Source organism: Caulobacter sp. GW821-FHT11E11 (assembly GCF_058808315.1).
Genome location: NZ_JBXARO010000008.1, coordinates 78,031 through 92,651, shown reverse-complemented (window position 1 = coordinate 92,651; position 14,621 = coordinate 78,031). Strand labels below are relative to the sequence as shown.

Below are 14,621 nucleotides of genomic sequence, written 5' to 3'. Positions count from 1 at the left end.
TGGCACAAGTCTGAGTGAGCGCCTGCTTGAAAGATCAAAAGTTGGCGTAGTCTGCTTTGCCGTAGACGCCGATCAGGTCGACGGCAAACGTTGCCCCATCAGCCAGGTCGGTAAGGAAGGCGTCATTCGCCTTAGCGTACATGCCCACGTCCGCCTTGACGGCTTCTGCTAGGAGCCAGCCGACCATTGCCGCCTTGGTGCCCTGTCCATTGACGCCGTCTCCGCCGTAGCTGGCGAAGTAGTCGGCTCTAGTATCGATGAGGGCGTGGATCTTGGCGTCCGTCGGCGTAACGCCGAAGATCGTCTTGTAAGTCTCGCGCGTGGCGTCGAAGAGGCTGAGTGAGTCATACTTGACTGCGAAGGTATCCTTGCCTTCCCCGACCTTGCCCAGGTTCACCGCGAAATTGATGTAGCGGTTTTCCAGGTTGAAGCTCTGGTAGTAGGCGCTGTTGAGGTTGTTGGCGTTTGGGCCCGTGGGCGAGACGAGGTAGTCGATGCCGCCTTTGGCCGGGGATTTTTCCGGTGAAGAACTGGTAGGCAAGCGTAGCAACCGAAGTTGTAGCACCAGCCTTCGCGTGGTCTTCCTCCAGGAGATCATGGCGAACCTCGAGGAGTCGTCCCTGGAGCTGGTGCGCAGCCGGCTCAAGTTTTACGGGCTGCTCGCTTCTGCCCACAAAGGACATCAAGCTTATCACTCACCTCGAGAAATATTCTGGGTGTCGGCCGAAATCATTCCATTTGGGAATGTCCGGAACGAAGCGCTCGCTAGGTCGAAGCCAAGGCAAGGCCGCAACGGGGCCCCGATCGACTGGCTCATCGACCACCTGGATATCAAGCCTCTCGATCCGCAGCCCGCCGCCCGCTAGATCGCGGGGATCAACTAGGCGGCCAGTTTCAGGGCGGTCGAGGTCGGTGAAGGCTATGATGCTCGGGTAATTGTAAATTGGGACCTCAACTAGGGGCGTCGGGGCCTCCGCGACCAGGCTGCTAAGCCCGGGAAACTCTCCCTCGGACCAGCTCAAGTCCGTCCCGTAGGCAAGGCTTAGCAGTCGCAGGCAATCCCAGGCTGGCAGCTCACTGGACGACGTGCTGCTGAGCGTTTCACCCTCATTTGTAACCAGCAGGGCGAAGATGCTTGAGCCGCCGTCCGTACCTAGGGGTATGGCGTCGCCTGTCAGATGAATGTCTAGCTGCCGTCCAGGATTGGGAAAGACAGATATATCTTGAATGGACAAATGCCAAACTCCGGCGCGCCGTAGCGAAATGCCGTTCCCCTTCAATAAAAAATGCAATTTTATCGGCACTGAAACTCTGGTCGCCTTCGAGCATCCTTGGAGCCCTGCGGCCGAAATGATCGCCGCAAGCAAACCTGTCAGCGCATGGCGACGGAGAAGCCCCTCCCTCTCGACATCGGCCGCAGCCACTTTAGACGCGAAAAACAAACGCCGCTTCCATCCAAACGGACCAGGTTGGATTTGACTTGTAGCCCCGAAATGAATGTCCGCAACGGGTCGGCAGCAGCGCCGGCGCTGAAAGCGGACCTGGCACTCGACGCCACCGAGCGGACCATTCTAGCGTCAACTAAGGGTGGAAGGCCGTTCTTGCTCGCCACCTGGAATCGATCGGGCTTCGCTCACCATAGTGGCGGCTTCCTCACGAAGAATTCGGGGTGCTGGCGAAAATCGGTCCAGCTCGATGTGCTGGAATTCGCGGGCGGAGCATTGACCCACGGCAAAAGCTCGGACGCGCCGCGGGTTGGCGGATCATCCACGAGCTCAATTTCAGCGCGATCAAAGGCCCAACCTTCCCCTGCGATCGCGGAGAGTTCGTTAGGGTGAATAAGGCGCCCCGACAACGGATCATTCAAATCGCCGAAAGTGGCCAGCGCCGGCAAATTCTCTATCGGCAAGTTCACGGGCGCCATGGGCTCTGCGGTGCTCAACGCGCTCACACCCTCGCCGCCAGGCTTCGCCCAATCGGCCTGATCGCCATACGCCAGAGCCAGCGTTGGCGCAGCTTTCCATGTGAAGAGGCCCTTGGAGCTGTCCGACACGCCTCCGCCGCCGTAGTCGACCAGCAAGGCGAAAGCGTTCTTTCCGCCGTCAAAGGCCATAGGAATGGCTTCGCCGATCAGCGTTTCGTTTAAGCCTTCGCCCGGATTAGGAAAGGCGCTGACCCTTATTTCCCTGGCCTCCCAAACCCCAGAGAAAGATCTCTTCTCCATCGAATGCGAGAAGTGAAACGTCAGACGAATTCGAAAAACAGCTTCTTGCGGGCGCGGATCGCAACCCGAAAGTCCCATGAGAGATATAGATCCCAATAGAAACTTTCTACGGCGGAGGCGATCCCTCCTAAAAGCCGCGTTTTCCTCGCAAGCGCTCAGTACTAAATCGCTCGCACGAAGCATGAATTTCAACTCCACCCGCGGGCGAGCCTACCAAGCGTCAGCTCGTTGCGGCAGACTCGAAATCGCGCCGTGCAGATGCTCGGAGGCCTTGGGCCTAGGTTCAGCGGACTCCATCAAGTTCCGACTAGGGTCGGGCTGGGAAATCAGGCCCGCGCCCTGAACCGGACATTTGACGATCTGCCCTAGTGCGGACGTCGCTGACGTCAGTGAGGGATGGGACACGGACATTAAGCTGAGCCGTCAGTTCGCTGTCTCGAGGCGATCAACGAACACTTCAACCTTCGAGAGCACGGCGGGCCATTTGTCAGGGGATTGTTTAACTAGATCGAACGTTACAGCCACGCCCCTGTGCGTGACAAAAGAGATGCGGCAGGCAGTGAAGCGCGACGGCGGCGCCTCCGTGCAGTCGCCTTCAACCGGTGTGCCGCGTATGCCGCCCGCCGGGCTGAAGACAAGCACGGGGCCCTTCGTTCTGGTGACTTCGAAGCCGCCCTCCATTTGAGTTGGAAATCCAAATATCCTTGGACGAACGCCGGTTTTCGGGAGGCCGATGATCATAAACCTGACTTCGGGAGCATCCGGGACCGTCGGATAGAGAGAGACCGAATAAGCGCGCGGCGCAGGCGAGGTCGGCTTCTGACAATAGACCCGACGCAATTCGGCGCCGTGGGGCCAGAAGGCCTGCAGGAGTGTTCTCCCACGCGCGTCGAAAATCGTTGGCTTGAGATCAGAGGGGAATGTGAGGGTGTGTCCCTGGAGGTCCACCCTGACTTTTTCCGCTACGGTGCAGGGAGAGAGTTTTCCGCAGCTGGCGAGCCCAAGCCCCATGGCCGCAATCGCCAAGCGTCCCATCCGCCTTCCAAACCCCGAATACTGACAGACGCGCTTATCTCACCCGAACGCTTAACGTCACCTTCGGGTCGCGTCCGGATTTGAGCGCCAGCGCCGACAACGGACCTTGGATACCTACTCGCAGAGCGGACCTCGTTTACGTCCGCAACGGGTGGAAAACAGACGTACCGCTACTCGCGGTCGTCGTAGAATGTGCTGCCCCGGTTCGTTGCGGATAGCAGCTCGTGCCATCCAATCCGCCACGCCTTCTCGATTACCATCAGGGGCGGACCGCTCTTCCAGATTGATGCGGAGGCGCCAGCAGTGAACTCGTGCTGCAGTCGGCTCAAAACCTTAGCTGCTGCGGAAGTTTCATCGGAAGCGAAGGCGTGTCGGGTCGTGAAAAATCCGCGCTGACCATCCGGAAGACGCTCATCCGTCCCGTGCACGGAAAACCTGTAAAAGGGCATGCATCCCCCAGCTGCGATCACGTGCACTATCGCTGAAGGCGGGCGGTGCACAATCGGCCTTCGGTGACTCCTGCTATGGGTGGTCACCTGTCGTCCGGAGAGGGCCGGCGGCTTCTTGCCATTAGCATCAACGGCAAGACGAGCGTGATGGTCAGCGCAAAAGCAATAAGGAGAGCTACCCCGGCTAAGATCTTTGCTGAAAACGCGAGTTCTAAGAGCCAAAATTCTGGATCCGCCTCAAAGCCAACGCGACTGAATGCGAAGAGCAGTTTAACAGCTGCGGCTAGGGCCCCGACTTGCAAAGCGCAGACAGCAACTGTCTTAAACATCCTCCTCAGTGCTTCGCGTTGCGCCTGCTTATCGTCACGCAGTGTTTGCACGTTGAAAATCCGTCCGGTTATTCGACATGCATCTATCTCGCAAGGTGAGCGAGGAGTCCGCAATGCGCATGAAACGCCGTTCCTTCGATATTCACGACAAGCCTTCGGAACAAGACACGCTGATCGTGCCGACAATCAAGCTCGGCTAATCCCTAGCGGCAAGGTCCGCCTTGGGTCGGGTGCGGAGTTGAAGCCCACGCCTGAAACCGGACCTTTGACGCCTTGCCAGACAGCGTACGCATCCGGTGAGGACCGCGGTCTAGGCCCAGTTTGCGAACGTCAACAAGTTCGGGGCGGGGTGGTTAGGAGGCTCCGGCTCTGCGCTTGATTAGCGGGCCAGTCGCCAGAATGACCGTAGCCAGCGCGAGTACGGGCGCTCCGACGAAGAGAGCGTTGAGCACAAGGTCTGCGGACCCAGCTGAGACGACATCGGGCGGGGCAAAGGTGAGTCCGAGCAGCCCAGCGCACCCAAGAAGCGAGAGTAGCGACATTAGCCGGAGGCCAGAGACGTTGCTGGCTGTCCGCGACGCAGAATTCCAAGTCAGGAGTGCCCCGGCCGTCAGCGAGATCGCGCCCAGCGGCAAACCTATCCCCAGAAAGACAAGCTCGGGATATGACTCAGAGGGGCGCCCCTGAAACTGCCAAACAAGAGGCGTCAGGCCTAGCACCGCCATTAACGCGAACGCCGCCACGCCGACCCAGAATGCCATACTTCGAGCGTTCATCTTTGAGCCCTCACGAGCTCAATCGTGGGCGAGGTTTTAAAGGTCCGCAACGGGTGGAAAACCGACATAAGGCTTAGAGACTAGATCAGCCGCTGTAGTCGAAATTGGACGGTTTCTTAGACTTACCGCCAAAAGCGTAGCTTAGGCCCAGCGTGAAGCGGCGCGAATTGTTGTCGTACTCTAGGCGCTGTCTCAGGCCGGGCTGCGTAACGTATTCCCGGGTCTGGCTGGTGTTGAGCACATCGCGCACGGTGGCGACCAACGACAGGCGCTCGTCGATCTTGTGGCGAAAGCCCAGGTTCAGCGTGCTGTAGGCCGGCGCGTAGCCTTGCGGCGTCAGGCGCTTGGCGCGGAACTGGGCGTTCAGCTGGAAGAGATCGGCGGGGGTGATCTGGCAGTTCAGCGAACCCTTGCCGCCGACCAACAGCGCCGAACGGGTCTTCGCGCCGGTCAAGCCCTCGGCGTCGATCTCGGAATAGGTCGCCGTCGTGCTGGCGGTGTAGGTCAGCTTGGAGGTCAGTCGCCCCCCCATCGATAGCTCTAGACCGATGTTACGCTTGCGGCCCAGGTTCTGCTTGGTCGACAGCAAGGTCCCGGCGGTCAGCGGCGTGACGATGTCGGTGACCGTGTCGCGGATGTCCCGGTAGAACACCGTCGCCAGGTGATAGGCCGGGCCGTCGCGATACTCGTAGGAAGCCTCGATGCCGCGGGTTTCCTCCGGCTTCAGGGCCGGGTTGCCGGCCGTGACCGTCAGCGCTCCGGCGGTGTTGGGGAAAGGGTTCAGATCGTCGGGATCGGGACGCTCCATGCGTTGTGTGTAAGACCCCTTCAACTGGCGCTGATCGTCGAGGGCGTAGCTGAGGTGCAATGACGGAAAGGCGCGGGTGTCGGTGTCGCGATGCGTGCCGCCCAGAGTCAGCTGCTCAGTCTTGATGCGCGCGCTCTCGACGCGCAGTCCCATCAGTGCGGTCAGCTTGCCGAACGGCTGCTCCAGCGTCGCATAGGCCGCCAAGACTACCTGGCCATAGTGGAAGCGGTTCGTCAGGCTGGGGTCCGGGCGGGCCGTCGCCGCGTCGGCTCCCCGCGCGCCGCTGTTCTCGTAGAGATAGCTGTCGTCCTCGACCTGGCCGCCGGCCGTCAACTTGGCGTCCTTGGGCAAGGGCTTGCGGTAGTCGGCGGAAAGCCGTGTCAGGGTCTGATGCTGGTCGAAGTCGAACGCCTGATAGGCGCCCGTTGGCGGCGCGCCGGCTAAGTATGCGTAGGGCTGACGGTCCTTGTTGATTGTCGCACTGTGGTCAAGGTCCAGCGTCAGGTCGTGATCCTCGCCAGTGAATTTGCGCACCAGCTGGGTCTCGAGCTCATCGTCATAAACGCGATAGGTTTTGCGGCCGACGCGCGTGGACGAGGTCTCGCGCCCCGGGGAGCGGACGTCAAAGGCGTCCGCCTCGTGGGTAATCCAGTCGAGCCGCAGGTGGTGGGCGTCGGCCGAAATCTGGGTGCGCTCGTCTACCTCGTAGTCGGCCGACAGATGGAGGTTGCCGAAAAAGGCCGATGTGCGCCCCTGGTAGACGCCGTCGCTATCGGCATCGCCAGACAGGTCGCGGTGATCGCGGATCCTTTTCTTGAGGATGTTTTGCCGGAGGGAAAGGTCACCGTTCAGCGACAGCTTGCCGGAATTGTAGCCGACGTTCCCCGCGCTGTTCGCCAGGCCTTGGTCGCCGACATTGGCCTGCAACGAGCCGGTGATCCCCGCGCCCTTCGCCTTCTTGCTGATCAGGTTGATGACCCCGCCCGAGCCGTTGGCGTCGAATCCGGCCGACGGGTTGGTGATGATCTCCACCCGCGCGTATCGGTCGGCGGGCAGCTGCTGCAGGGCGGCGGAGCGACCCGCCCCCTTGAACAGGCCCGAGGGCTTGCCATCGACCAGGATGGTGACGTTGGGGTCGCCGCGCAGCGAGACGCTCCCCTGCGGATCGACCTCGACCGACGGCAGATTGCCTAACGCATCGCCGATCGAACCGGTCTTGGCCTGTAGGTCGTCGGAGAGGCTGTAGCTCCGGCGATCGATCCGGGTCTGCACGCCCGCCTGCGAGGGTGCGGAGATGACGACTCCGTCGATCTGGTTGTCTGGCGTAGGCGGTGCGGGGACTTGGGCTAGGACGGGTTGAGCGGCAAAAACAACGGCAAGGCCAAACTGGCCAAGCAAAACTCTCATCGCCGCGTCTCACCTGAAGGCTGCAAAATCCAAGCAACCTAGAGGTTGCAGCCAGTACGCTGTCAAGCTTGAGTGGTGGGGCCTGCTGGAGTTTTCCGCGAAGCTCTCGGAGGGGCGTACGCATCCGGTGAGGACCGCGGCGATCCAGGTGCGGTCAGCGGACGACATCAAGTTCCTGGTGGGGTGGTTAGGGGACCCCAGGAAGCTGAAACCCGGTGAAGTCTAGGGTGGCTAATTCCTGACCGCCCATCTCGTCCTCGCCATAGGTCACACCTTCGATCGTCGAGAGGTAGCCCTCATCGTCCCAGAGGGTGACCGACATGCCGTAGCGCGTTCCGGGCACGTCAAAATGAGCGTCCTTGTGTGTGATGGGAAGCGGCGCTGAGCGGGCGCAGTCCACGGCGACACGCGTATAAAAGCCGACGACGGTGTTCACCCTATCGGTGACACGGCTCGCCACGATCTGCCGTCTGAATTCATCTGCGTACGAGCCGAGGGAGCTGGCAATCACCTCCAGGGCTCGGCGCTCGAAGTTCGTGAACTGCGGAAAAGGAGGGGCCGGTGGCAAGCTTGCCAACGGTTCATCGAGCCATCCCGTTCGGCTAGGAACATCGACCATCCGGGGATTGTTCATGACCCTGTGAAGGTGCGCAATGGGTCCGGTCCAGCAATTGCCGCTGACATCGATGGCGGACCCTGGACGCCTGGCGCCAAAGCGGACGCCGCTTAGGTCGGGAAAGGGGGCAGAGACGTTCACCTACAACCACTCAACCTTCCAGCCAGCCTCCGTAAAGTACCCAACAAGGTCATCGTGATCCGCTACCCAGCCGTCATAGCCTGTGTCGAATGTCGGCGAAGGAGAGGTAAGGATTAGGAAGCCACTGGTGCTGGGGCTGTCATCTAGCACTTTGACGAACCACCCAGCTTCATCACCAGCCAGTATCTTGCCAACCCGATCGATCGGAACGCTCATGGCCTCATACTAGCTGGCCTGAGGTCCACCGTCAGCTAAGGTCGAGGCTAGCGGCCACCGCCAGGAACAGGTCGCTTTTGCTCGTCATGATCAGCTCGTGAACCAGTCGCGGTTTTCGGAAAATATGGGCTCGGCGAAGTTTCCTCGCGGCAGGGCGCCTGGAACCCAGGGGAGATCCTTGGCGATGCCGCGAGTGACTGGCGCCGAGGTCAGTCTCATCTCGCAGCGCTTTACGGCGCAGCCAGTCCCACAGACCAAGGAGAGGTCTTTCGGATCGAGCAGGACTCCAGAGTCAGGTCGCAGGGGATCGGCGAAGTACGCCAGGGCCGGCATCGCGGAGAGCGGAATGTCGATCGGCTCGCCTTCTTGGATTGCCGCTAGCCGTTCCCAAGCTCGATTGCGCCCGCCTTGCCAATCGTTGGTCTCGCTATGCCCCATCAGGAGGTAGCGGGTGTGATTCCAGGAGTACATCGAACTAAGGTCACTCAAGGGGCGCTCGTCGCCATGCGCATAGAGCAAGACGTAAATGGTCCGCCCGCCTTCCAGCAGAATTGGGAAGGCATCCCCCTTGAAGCTCAAAGTTAAGGTGCTTCCTGGATTGGGAAAGGTCGTCGTGTTACCGACTTGGAGCTGATAGACGCCACTTCCCGTACGCTCACCGTGTGGCGTATCCACCACGACGGTGAGGCGATATCTCATTCGATACTGCGCCGAGCACCCGGACAACGCCATCGCGCCCGCTAGGATCTGAAGCGTCGTCCTGCGAGTAACTCGCGTTTCGCGCTGCGGCTTTTGACTTTGGCGCTTAGCCGACCCGAATTCGCCTTCCACGAGCATAAGCTCAAGCTCCATCGCGCGCGAACCACTTGATTGTATCCCGCCACGGAGCGGACCCATTTAAGATCCGCAGTGGGTCTGGAGCGAAAGGAAGCGCGAAGGCTGGATCCAGACCTTCGTGGGTTGCCGGCGAGGGACCGGTTTCTGGAGCTATCCCAACGGCGGCTAAGTCTCCATAGCGATGGACAGGCAGGAACAGGTCGTTCTTACTCACCACGATGGGACTTTCCTCACGAAATATTCGGGATGCTGACGAAAATCATTCCAGCGCCAATCACCGAACTCTTTGGGCGGCGCATTGACCCAGGGCAGCAAATTGGGACGCGCCCGGAGTCGGGCGATCGTCGACAACCTGAATCTCGGCGCGCTCGAAGGTCCAGCTTTGCCCCGCAATCGCGGAAAGTTCCGATAGCCGCACGAATCGACCCGTAGCTGGGTCGGCGGGATTCTGGAAAACGACCAGCGCCGGCATATCCTTGGTCGCGAGCGTTAGAGGATGCTCCCGACTTGCCGTAATGGAATCTTGAAAACGACCGCTTGGCTGACCGGGAACCGCGTATCCCGGGTGAGAGGCATTGTGGAGAGCCTTTGCGCCGCTCCAGGTAAACAGTCCGATCGCATCTTCGGGCGCTCCACCGCCATAGTCGGCTAGCAGCGCGAAAACGATCTGACCGTTGTCGAAGCGCATGGGAATGGCTTCACCGAACAGGCTTTCAGTTAAGTTGGTTCCAGAGTTCGGAAAGCCGCTAAACCGCGTTTCCCATACTTCCCAGACTCCAGAGAAAGACCTGCTGCCTGCTGGACGCGAGAAGTGAAACGTCAGGCGCAGCCGGAAAATGTTCTCCGGCGTTTTTTTGCGACCGCAGGCTGACACCCCCAAGACAGAAAATGCTCCTGCCAAAAGTCTGCGGCGAGGGAGGCTGCTGCGAACGAAAAGGTCCGGGTCCCTCATTCGCTCGCTCTCTATGTCTCTCGGTTGAGAATGTCTCACACCGGCCTCCGTTTGCTTCCAGGCCAGTAATCTTCAGCCAGGATTGATGGTTCGCTCAGGGTCGGGTCCGGAAGATACCGCCGACGCCGAGGGCAGACCTAGGATGCCTGGCGCCAGATCGGATGCCGCCTAGCTCAGGAAAGGGTGGTGAGCAGGCGTTAGTTGGACGCGCTCAGCGGCCGGCTCGTGCGATGGGCGGCCGTTGGCACACATCCGAGATGCACGACGCTCAGCGAAAGCATCATGCACCGACGCCCATTGCCAGAACGGCTACCAGTAAACCCTGCTTGTCGGTCATTACTCACCTCGAGAAATACCGTGGATTTGCTGGAAAATCATTCCAGATAGCGGAATTCGGCGCGAACCCGCGCGAGCGAAGCCAGGGCAGCTTGGAAGCCGGACCGCGGCTCACCGCCTCGTCGACCACTTGCATTTCAAGCTTTTCGATGCGCGGCCCGCCAGCCCCCCGTCCTGTCAGGTCGGCAGGATCGACCAATCGCCCGGTCTCGGGGCGGCTAGGATCGGAAAAAGCAATGAGGCTCGGATAGTCACTATGCGAAAGCTCGACCGGAGATGTCGGAGCCTCGGCAAGAAGCTGGCGGAGCCCCGCGGGGCCGTCTTCACCCCACCCCGGACTGACGCCATAGCCTCGCGCCAAAAGGGGGACGCACTCCCACTCTGCAAGTCGCGTCGGGGAGTTCGAATAGTCAAGTATTCTGGACGAAGCCAAGGCGACAAAAATATCCAGCCCCTCAATTCGACCAAGATGTATAGCATCGCCAATGAGACTTGTAATAATCATCGATCCTGGGTTCGGAAACGATGTCGTATTTTGCAGAACAATTTTCCACACCCCAGAAACCTCGGATATGGATCCGTTCATACTCAGAAATAGATTGAGCTTTATGGGAATGGAGATCGAATCTTTTCCCGCGCACCCTTGGATGCCACTCAACGAAATCAAGGCAAGGGGCAGCGCCGCCAAAACCCGACGACGACCTAGCCGAGCATATCCATGCAACCGAACACCCCACTTTTCACACGCGAGCGAGCGCCTAGCTCCACCACAGCGAGTGATACCACGCGAAATCGACGATGGGCGAGATCACCAAAATCGCGTTGCGCAAAATGCCAAGATTGTCTCAAGCGCTAGGTTTTCCCTGTCCAGACTGGGATTTCGTTGACGCCTTAGCCCACTCCGCGCCTTCGGCAATTGGCGATTACGCGAAGGTCTGCAGCACTTAACAACGAAGGCAGCAGCGGTGACGCGCTATGCTCGCGTCGCTCGGCGATGGAAACCTGAATGTCCGCGAACGGTCGTGAGCGGAATCTGGCTCCTTGTCGAAACCTGAGCCTGACGCCCCCAAATCGAATGAGGGGGCCGGCAGCGGACCTACCCAACTTCAGCGAGGGGTGAGGAGTTGCCCTAGCTAACCTGGGTCGGAAAGCTCAACCCAAAATTTACTTCGCGACTGCCATCTTCGCCTAGGAAGCGAGGTTGCATGTCACGCAAAGGGATAGTGGTTCTATCGTTTTGGGCTGGGTTCATCGCGCTGATCGGGCTCTGGGCGGTCATTCTGTTCAATGCCACCGTCAGCTTCGAGTGGCTGCCTTTCCTGGCGGTCCCTATTGCGTTCGGAGTAGTCTATCTAATGCGGCGATCGAAGGGCCCCAAAGCTCGTTAGCGTTCCGCTTCCCTCCTCTGTCCGCCAAGGGTCGAAGGTGCAGGGAGCCGGCTATTCGTAGAATTTGCCCGCATAGCCGATATGCGCGCAGCGCTTCCAAAGATCGGCGTCCGGGGGTGGCGATCCTGTGAACAGCTCTATGTGACCCCGCGCCGCCGCGCCGACAACGGCGTCAACCGGTGCATTCTCCCAGCCAAGCTGACTTGGCCCGTATCGATCCCGTCAGCACCGTCTCCAACAAATGTCCTCGTCTTATGGACATTGTGGACATCTCAAGGTTCGGCTTCGGCAGGCGGCAGGATCAGGTCACGGTCGATCAGCACCCGAACCCGCTGCCCCGGCGCGATCTTCAGGGTTGGCGCGCGCTGCAAGTCGCGCTCGACCAGCCGCTGGCCCGTCTGGCTGGCCGCCGAGGCCACGCCGCCCGCCGCGTCCTGCAGCACCACGCGGTCATCGCGCCGGCCGGCGCTGTTCTGCGCCGCCGCCCCGCCGATCGAGATCAGGGTCGACAGGCCGATGGCCCGCGCCAGCCGCGGCACGTGCGTGTCGACCTTGCCGGCAAGACCGCTCATCCCGGCCGCGTCCAGCCCGACCATGGCCCCCAAATCGACGCTGCGGCCGCTCGGAAAGACGATCTGGGTCCAGACCACCAGCACCCGTTCCTGGCCGTAGCCGACCTGGCTGTCATAGCGACCGATCAGGCGCGCGCCCTGCGGGATCAGCGTCCGCTGGCCAGTGCGATGATCGAAGACCGGCTCGGTGACCTGGGCGATCACCGGGCCGGGAAGATCGGAATTGATGCCGGTGATCAAGGCCGCCGAGATCAGGGCCCCGGCCTTGACCTCCCAGGGCGACAGCGGCGGCCGCGGCAAGATCGGCGCCCCGGGGCCGCGCGCGGCGGCCGCCGCGATGAACTGTTCCTTGGCCGAAAGACCAGGCCCCGCCGCCGGCGCGGCTAGACTCGAACTCTCGGATGAAGCGACGACCGCCGGCGAGGGCCCCGGCCGGCTTGCGCCCGCGCCGCCAAAGAACGGCCCCGAGGCCCGGGCGGCCTGGGCCTCCTGGCGCGCGCGCTGGACCTCGGGGGAGGGGGCCCGCGGGCTCGCCACACCCTGCTCGCGCGCGCCGACGGCGCTGGCCGCGTCCGCCTCCGGCGGCGGAAGGCCGCCCGCGCCGGGCGGCGGCGCGGCGGCCGGATCGTCGTATCGGGCCGGCAGGCGCGTCTCCAGCGCCGATGGCGGGTCGCTGGTCTCCGCCGGCGTCGCCTCCGCCCGCTGCCGTCGGGCCGGGCTGCTGAAGCCGATGATGAAGGCTGCGCCCACGACCAGGAATAGCGCGCTCAGGGCGGCGGCGACCACGAACGGCCGGTAGCGGGTAATGCGCCGGGGCGAGGTCATCAGCAGCGGCTCGGGCGGGGGCTTGACCTTGGCGGCGGCGGCCGTGTGCGGATCACTCATGAGCGCGCGCCCCGACGGGTGATGCGCACCACCACCGGCTTTTTGTCGCCCAGCCGCAGCTCGGCCCGCTCGATCAGCCGGTCGACGACGAGATAGCGTCCGGTGAACCGCGGAATGACGAGTTGGACCTGATCGTCGTCGCCGAGCAGAAAGAGCGGCGGGGCCTCGCGCACCGCCAGGTCCGGCGGAAACTCGACATAGGTCTTGGCCCCGTCGTTGAACACCCGCACCGGGCGCCACGCGGGCGCGCGGCCCTTCAAGGTTCGGACGTCATAGCCGAAGTCGAGCCGCTCGACCGGGACGGCCAGGGACACCACCGGGACCGCGAGACTGGCCGCCGATGCGGCCCGGGCCCGGGCCTCTTCCTGCGGATAGGTCCACGACAGCACGCTGGTATAGGCGCCCGAACCGGTCGAGATCGCGTCGATCAGATAGGTGCGCTGGTCGGTGGTCAGGACGATGTTGGTGCGCAGGCTCGACCGCATCGGCTTGACGAAGATGACGACCTGCTGGGTCTCGCCCGCGCCGGCCTCGGTCTCGCCCAGCACCCAGCGCACCGTGTCGCCGGCCGCCTTGGAGATCAGCTTCTCGCCCGGCCGCAGGGCGATGGCGGTCAAGAACCCCGGGCTGGTGTGGATGGCGTAGATCCGGCCCGGTTCGAACGGATGATAGAGCGTCGAATTGACGAAGGCGCCGCTGGCGGGCCCGTCACGCGCCGCCCGGTTGGCGCGCAGGAGTTCGGTCAGAGGCGCGCTGGTGGCGACCGGACGAGGGCGCACGCGCTTGGCGCGGCGCGGGCCGACCGTCGGCGCCCTGAGCGCCGGCGGCGGGGCCGCCGCGCGCGACGGTAAGCTGGCCAATGCGCCCACGGGTTTGTCGGCCGGCCCGCCCAGGACAGGCGCGGCCAGCACCGGCGTCCCCGCCAGCAGAGCGGCCAGGAGGATCAAGGGGATCAGACGCGTCATAGGTCCCGGCTCCACTGAAAGCTGGTGATCTCCAGGCCGCGGGGATTGGCCAGCAGTTCGGCCTCGGTCCTGGGCTTGCGGGCCGCCAGGGTGAACAGGCCCGTCCAACGCTGCGGCGGCGCGGCCACGCCCTGCAGGTAGGTGGTCTCCCGCCACTGCACCTGGAAGGTCGTCGGCGCGGCCTGCAGGACCGAGACGATCTCCACCGCGATCGCCTCCTGACCCAGGCGCGCAGCCGGGTCGTGATCCTGGCCGTACTGGACGAGCTGGGTGCGGGCGGCCTTGCCGGTCATGGCCAGGCCCCGCTCCCAAGCCCCGCGCAGCACGACCGGATCGGTGCTCTTGGACCGCACGGCCTCGACGAAGTCGGCCGCGAAGGCGGCCTTGATCGCCGGGTCGGGCTGGTAGGCGCGGTCGGCCAGCTCGATGCGGCCCGGCCGGCCAAGGCGGTCGATAGGCACGACATAGGTGGCGATCGGGTGATTGAGCTGCACATAGACGAAGGCCCCGGTGCTGAGGCTCGCCAGGGCCAGGCACCCGAACGCCATCAGCCGCCAGTTGCGAGCCTGGACGAGCTTGGCGCCGTCGCGGTCGTCATGGACCTGGGCGGCCCGCTGATAGGGCGTCTCGACTGGACTGGAAGCGCCATAGCGGTCCTGCGGGCGCGTGAAGGCGTTCGACACGG

Annotated in this window: 12 protein-coding genes; 1 reads left to right on the top strand and 11 read right to left on the bottom strand. The window is 62.5% G+C overall.

What is annotated here, in order from left to right:
- Positions 1-34 precede the first annotated feature (34 nt).
- Positions 35-598: a hypothetical protein gene (locus AC1RR5_RS20005; RefSeq protein WP_492924299.1), complete on the bottom strand. Its 564-nt coding sequence runs from the start codon at positions 596-598 to the stop codon at positions 35-37.
- Here AC1RR5_RS20005 and AC1RR5_RS20000 point away from each other — a divergent pair.
- A complete protein-coding gene (locus AC1RR5_RS20000; RefSeq protein ID WP_492924297.1) occupies positions 597-866 on the top strand; it encodes a hypothetical protein in 270 nt (89 codons plus the stop codon). The two genes, AC1RR5_RS20005 and AC1RR5_RS20000, sit on opposite strands and share 2 nt — an antisense overlap.
- 767 nt (positions 867-1,633) lie before the next feature.
- Here AC1RR5_RS20000 and AC1RR5_RS19995 read toward each other — a convergent pair.
- From AC1RR5_RS19995 to trbF, 10 genes are all read right to left on the bottom strand, one after another.
- Entirely contained in the window at positions 1,634-2,302 is a 669-nt protein-coding gene (locus AC1RR5_RS19995; protein WP_492924295.1) for a hypothetical protein, read from the bottom strand.
- A 345-nt stretch (positions 2,303-2,647) separates the two neighbouring features.
- Positions 2,648-3,250, bottom strand: a complete 603-nt coding sequence (locus AC1RR5_RS19990) for a hypothetical protein (protein ID WP_492924293.1) — start codon at positions 3,248-3,250, stop codon at positions 2,648-2,650.
- Positions 3,251-4,898: 1,648 nt separating this feature from the next.
- Positions 4,899-6,893 carry a TonB-dependent receptor domain-containing protein gene (locus tag AC1RR5_RS19985; protein WP_492924291.1) on the bottom strand — a complete coding sequence of 665 codons (1,995 nt, stop codon included), beginning with the start codon at positions 6,891-6,893 and terminating at the stop codon, positions 4,899-4,901.
- A gap of 322 nt (positions 6,894-7,215) precedes the next feature.
- Positions 7,216-7,662, bottom strand: coding sequence for a hypothetical protein (locus tag AC1RR5_RS19980; protein ID WP_492924289.1), 447 nt, complete (start codon positions 7,660-7,662; stop codon positions 7,216-7,218).
- A gap of 429 nt (positions 7,663-8,091) precedes the next feature.
- Positions 8,092-8,838 (bottom strand): hypothetical protein, encoded by a 747-nt coding sequence (locus tag AC1RR5_RS19975; protein WP_492924287.1) that lies wholly within the window; start codon positions 8,836-8,838, stop codon positions 8,092-8,094.
- 274 nt (positions 8,839-9,112) lie between these two features.
- The gene (locus AC1RR5_RS19970; protein WP_492924285.1) at positions 9,113-9,718 is read right to left on the bottom strand and encodes a hypothetical protein; all 606 of its coding nucleotides are present in this window, start codon (positions 9,716-9,718) and stop codon (positions 9,113-9,115) included.
- Between the two features lie 412 nt (positions 9,719-10,130).
- Positions 10,131-10,814 (bottom strand): hypothetical protein, encoded by a 684-nt coding sequence (locus AC1RR5_RS19965; RefSeq protein ID WP_492924283.1) that lies wholly within the window; start codon positions 10,812-10,814, stop codon positions 10,131-10,133.
- Positions 10,815-11,786: 972 nt separating this feature from the next.
- Positions 11,787-12,971, bottom strand: coding sequence for a TraB/TrbI/VirB10 family type IV secretion system protein (locus AC1RR5_RS19960; RefSeq protein ID WP_492924282.1), 1,185 nt, complete (start codon positions 12,969-12,971; stop codon positions 11,787-11,789).
- Positions 12,968-13,936 carry a TrbG/VirB9 family P-type conjugative transfer protein gene (locus AC1RR5_RS19955; protein WP_492924280.1) on the bottom strand — a complete coding sequence of 323 codons (969 nt, stop codon included), beginning with the start codon at positions 13,934-13,936 and terminating at the stop codon, positions 12,968-12,970. The genes AC1RR5_RS19960 and AC1RR5_RS19955 overlap by 4 nt, the downstream gene beginning before the upstream one ends.
- On the bottom strand, positions 13,933-14,619 hold the full coding sequence (gene trbF, locus AC1RR5_RS19950) for a conjugal transfer protein TrbF (RefSeq protein ID WP_492924278.1): 687 nt from the start codon (positions 14,617-14,619) through the stop codon (positions 13,933-13,935). Before trbF ends, AC1RR5_RS19955 begins: the two co-directional genes overlap by 4 nt.
- Between the last annotated feature and the right edge of the window lie 2 nt (positions 14,620-14,621).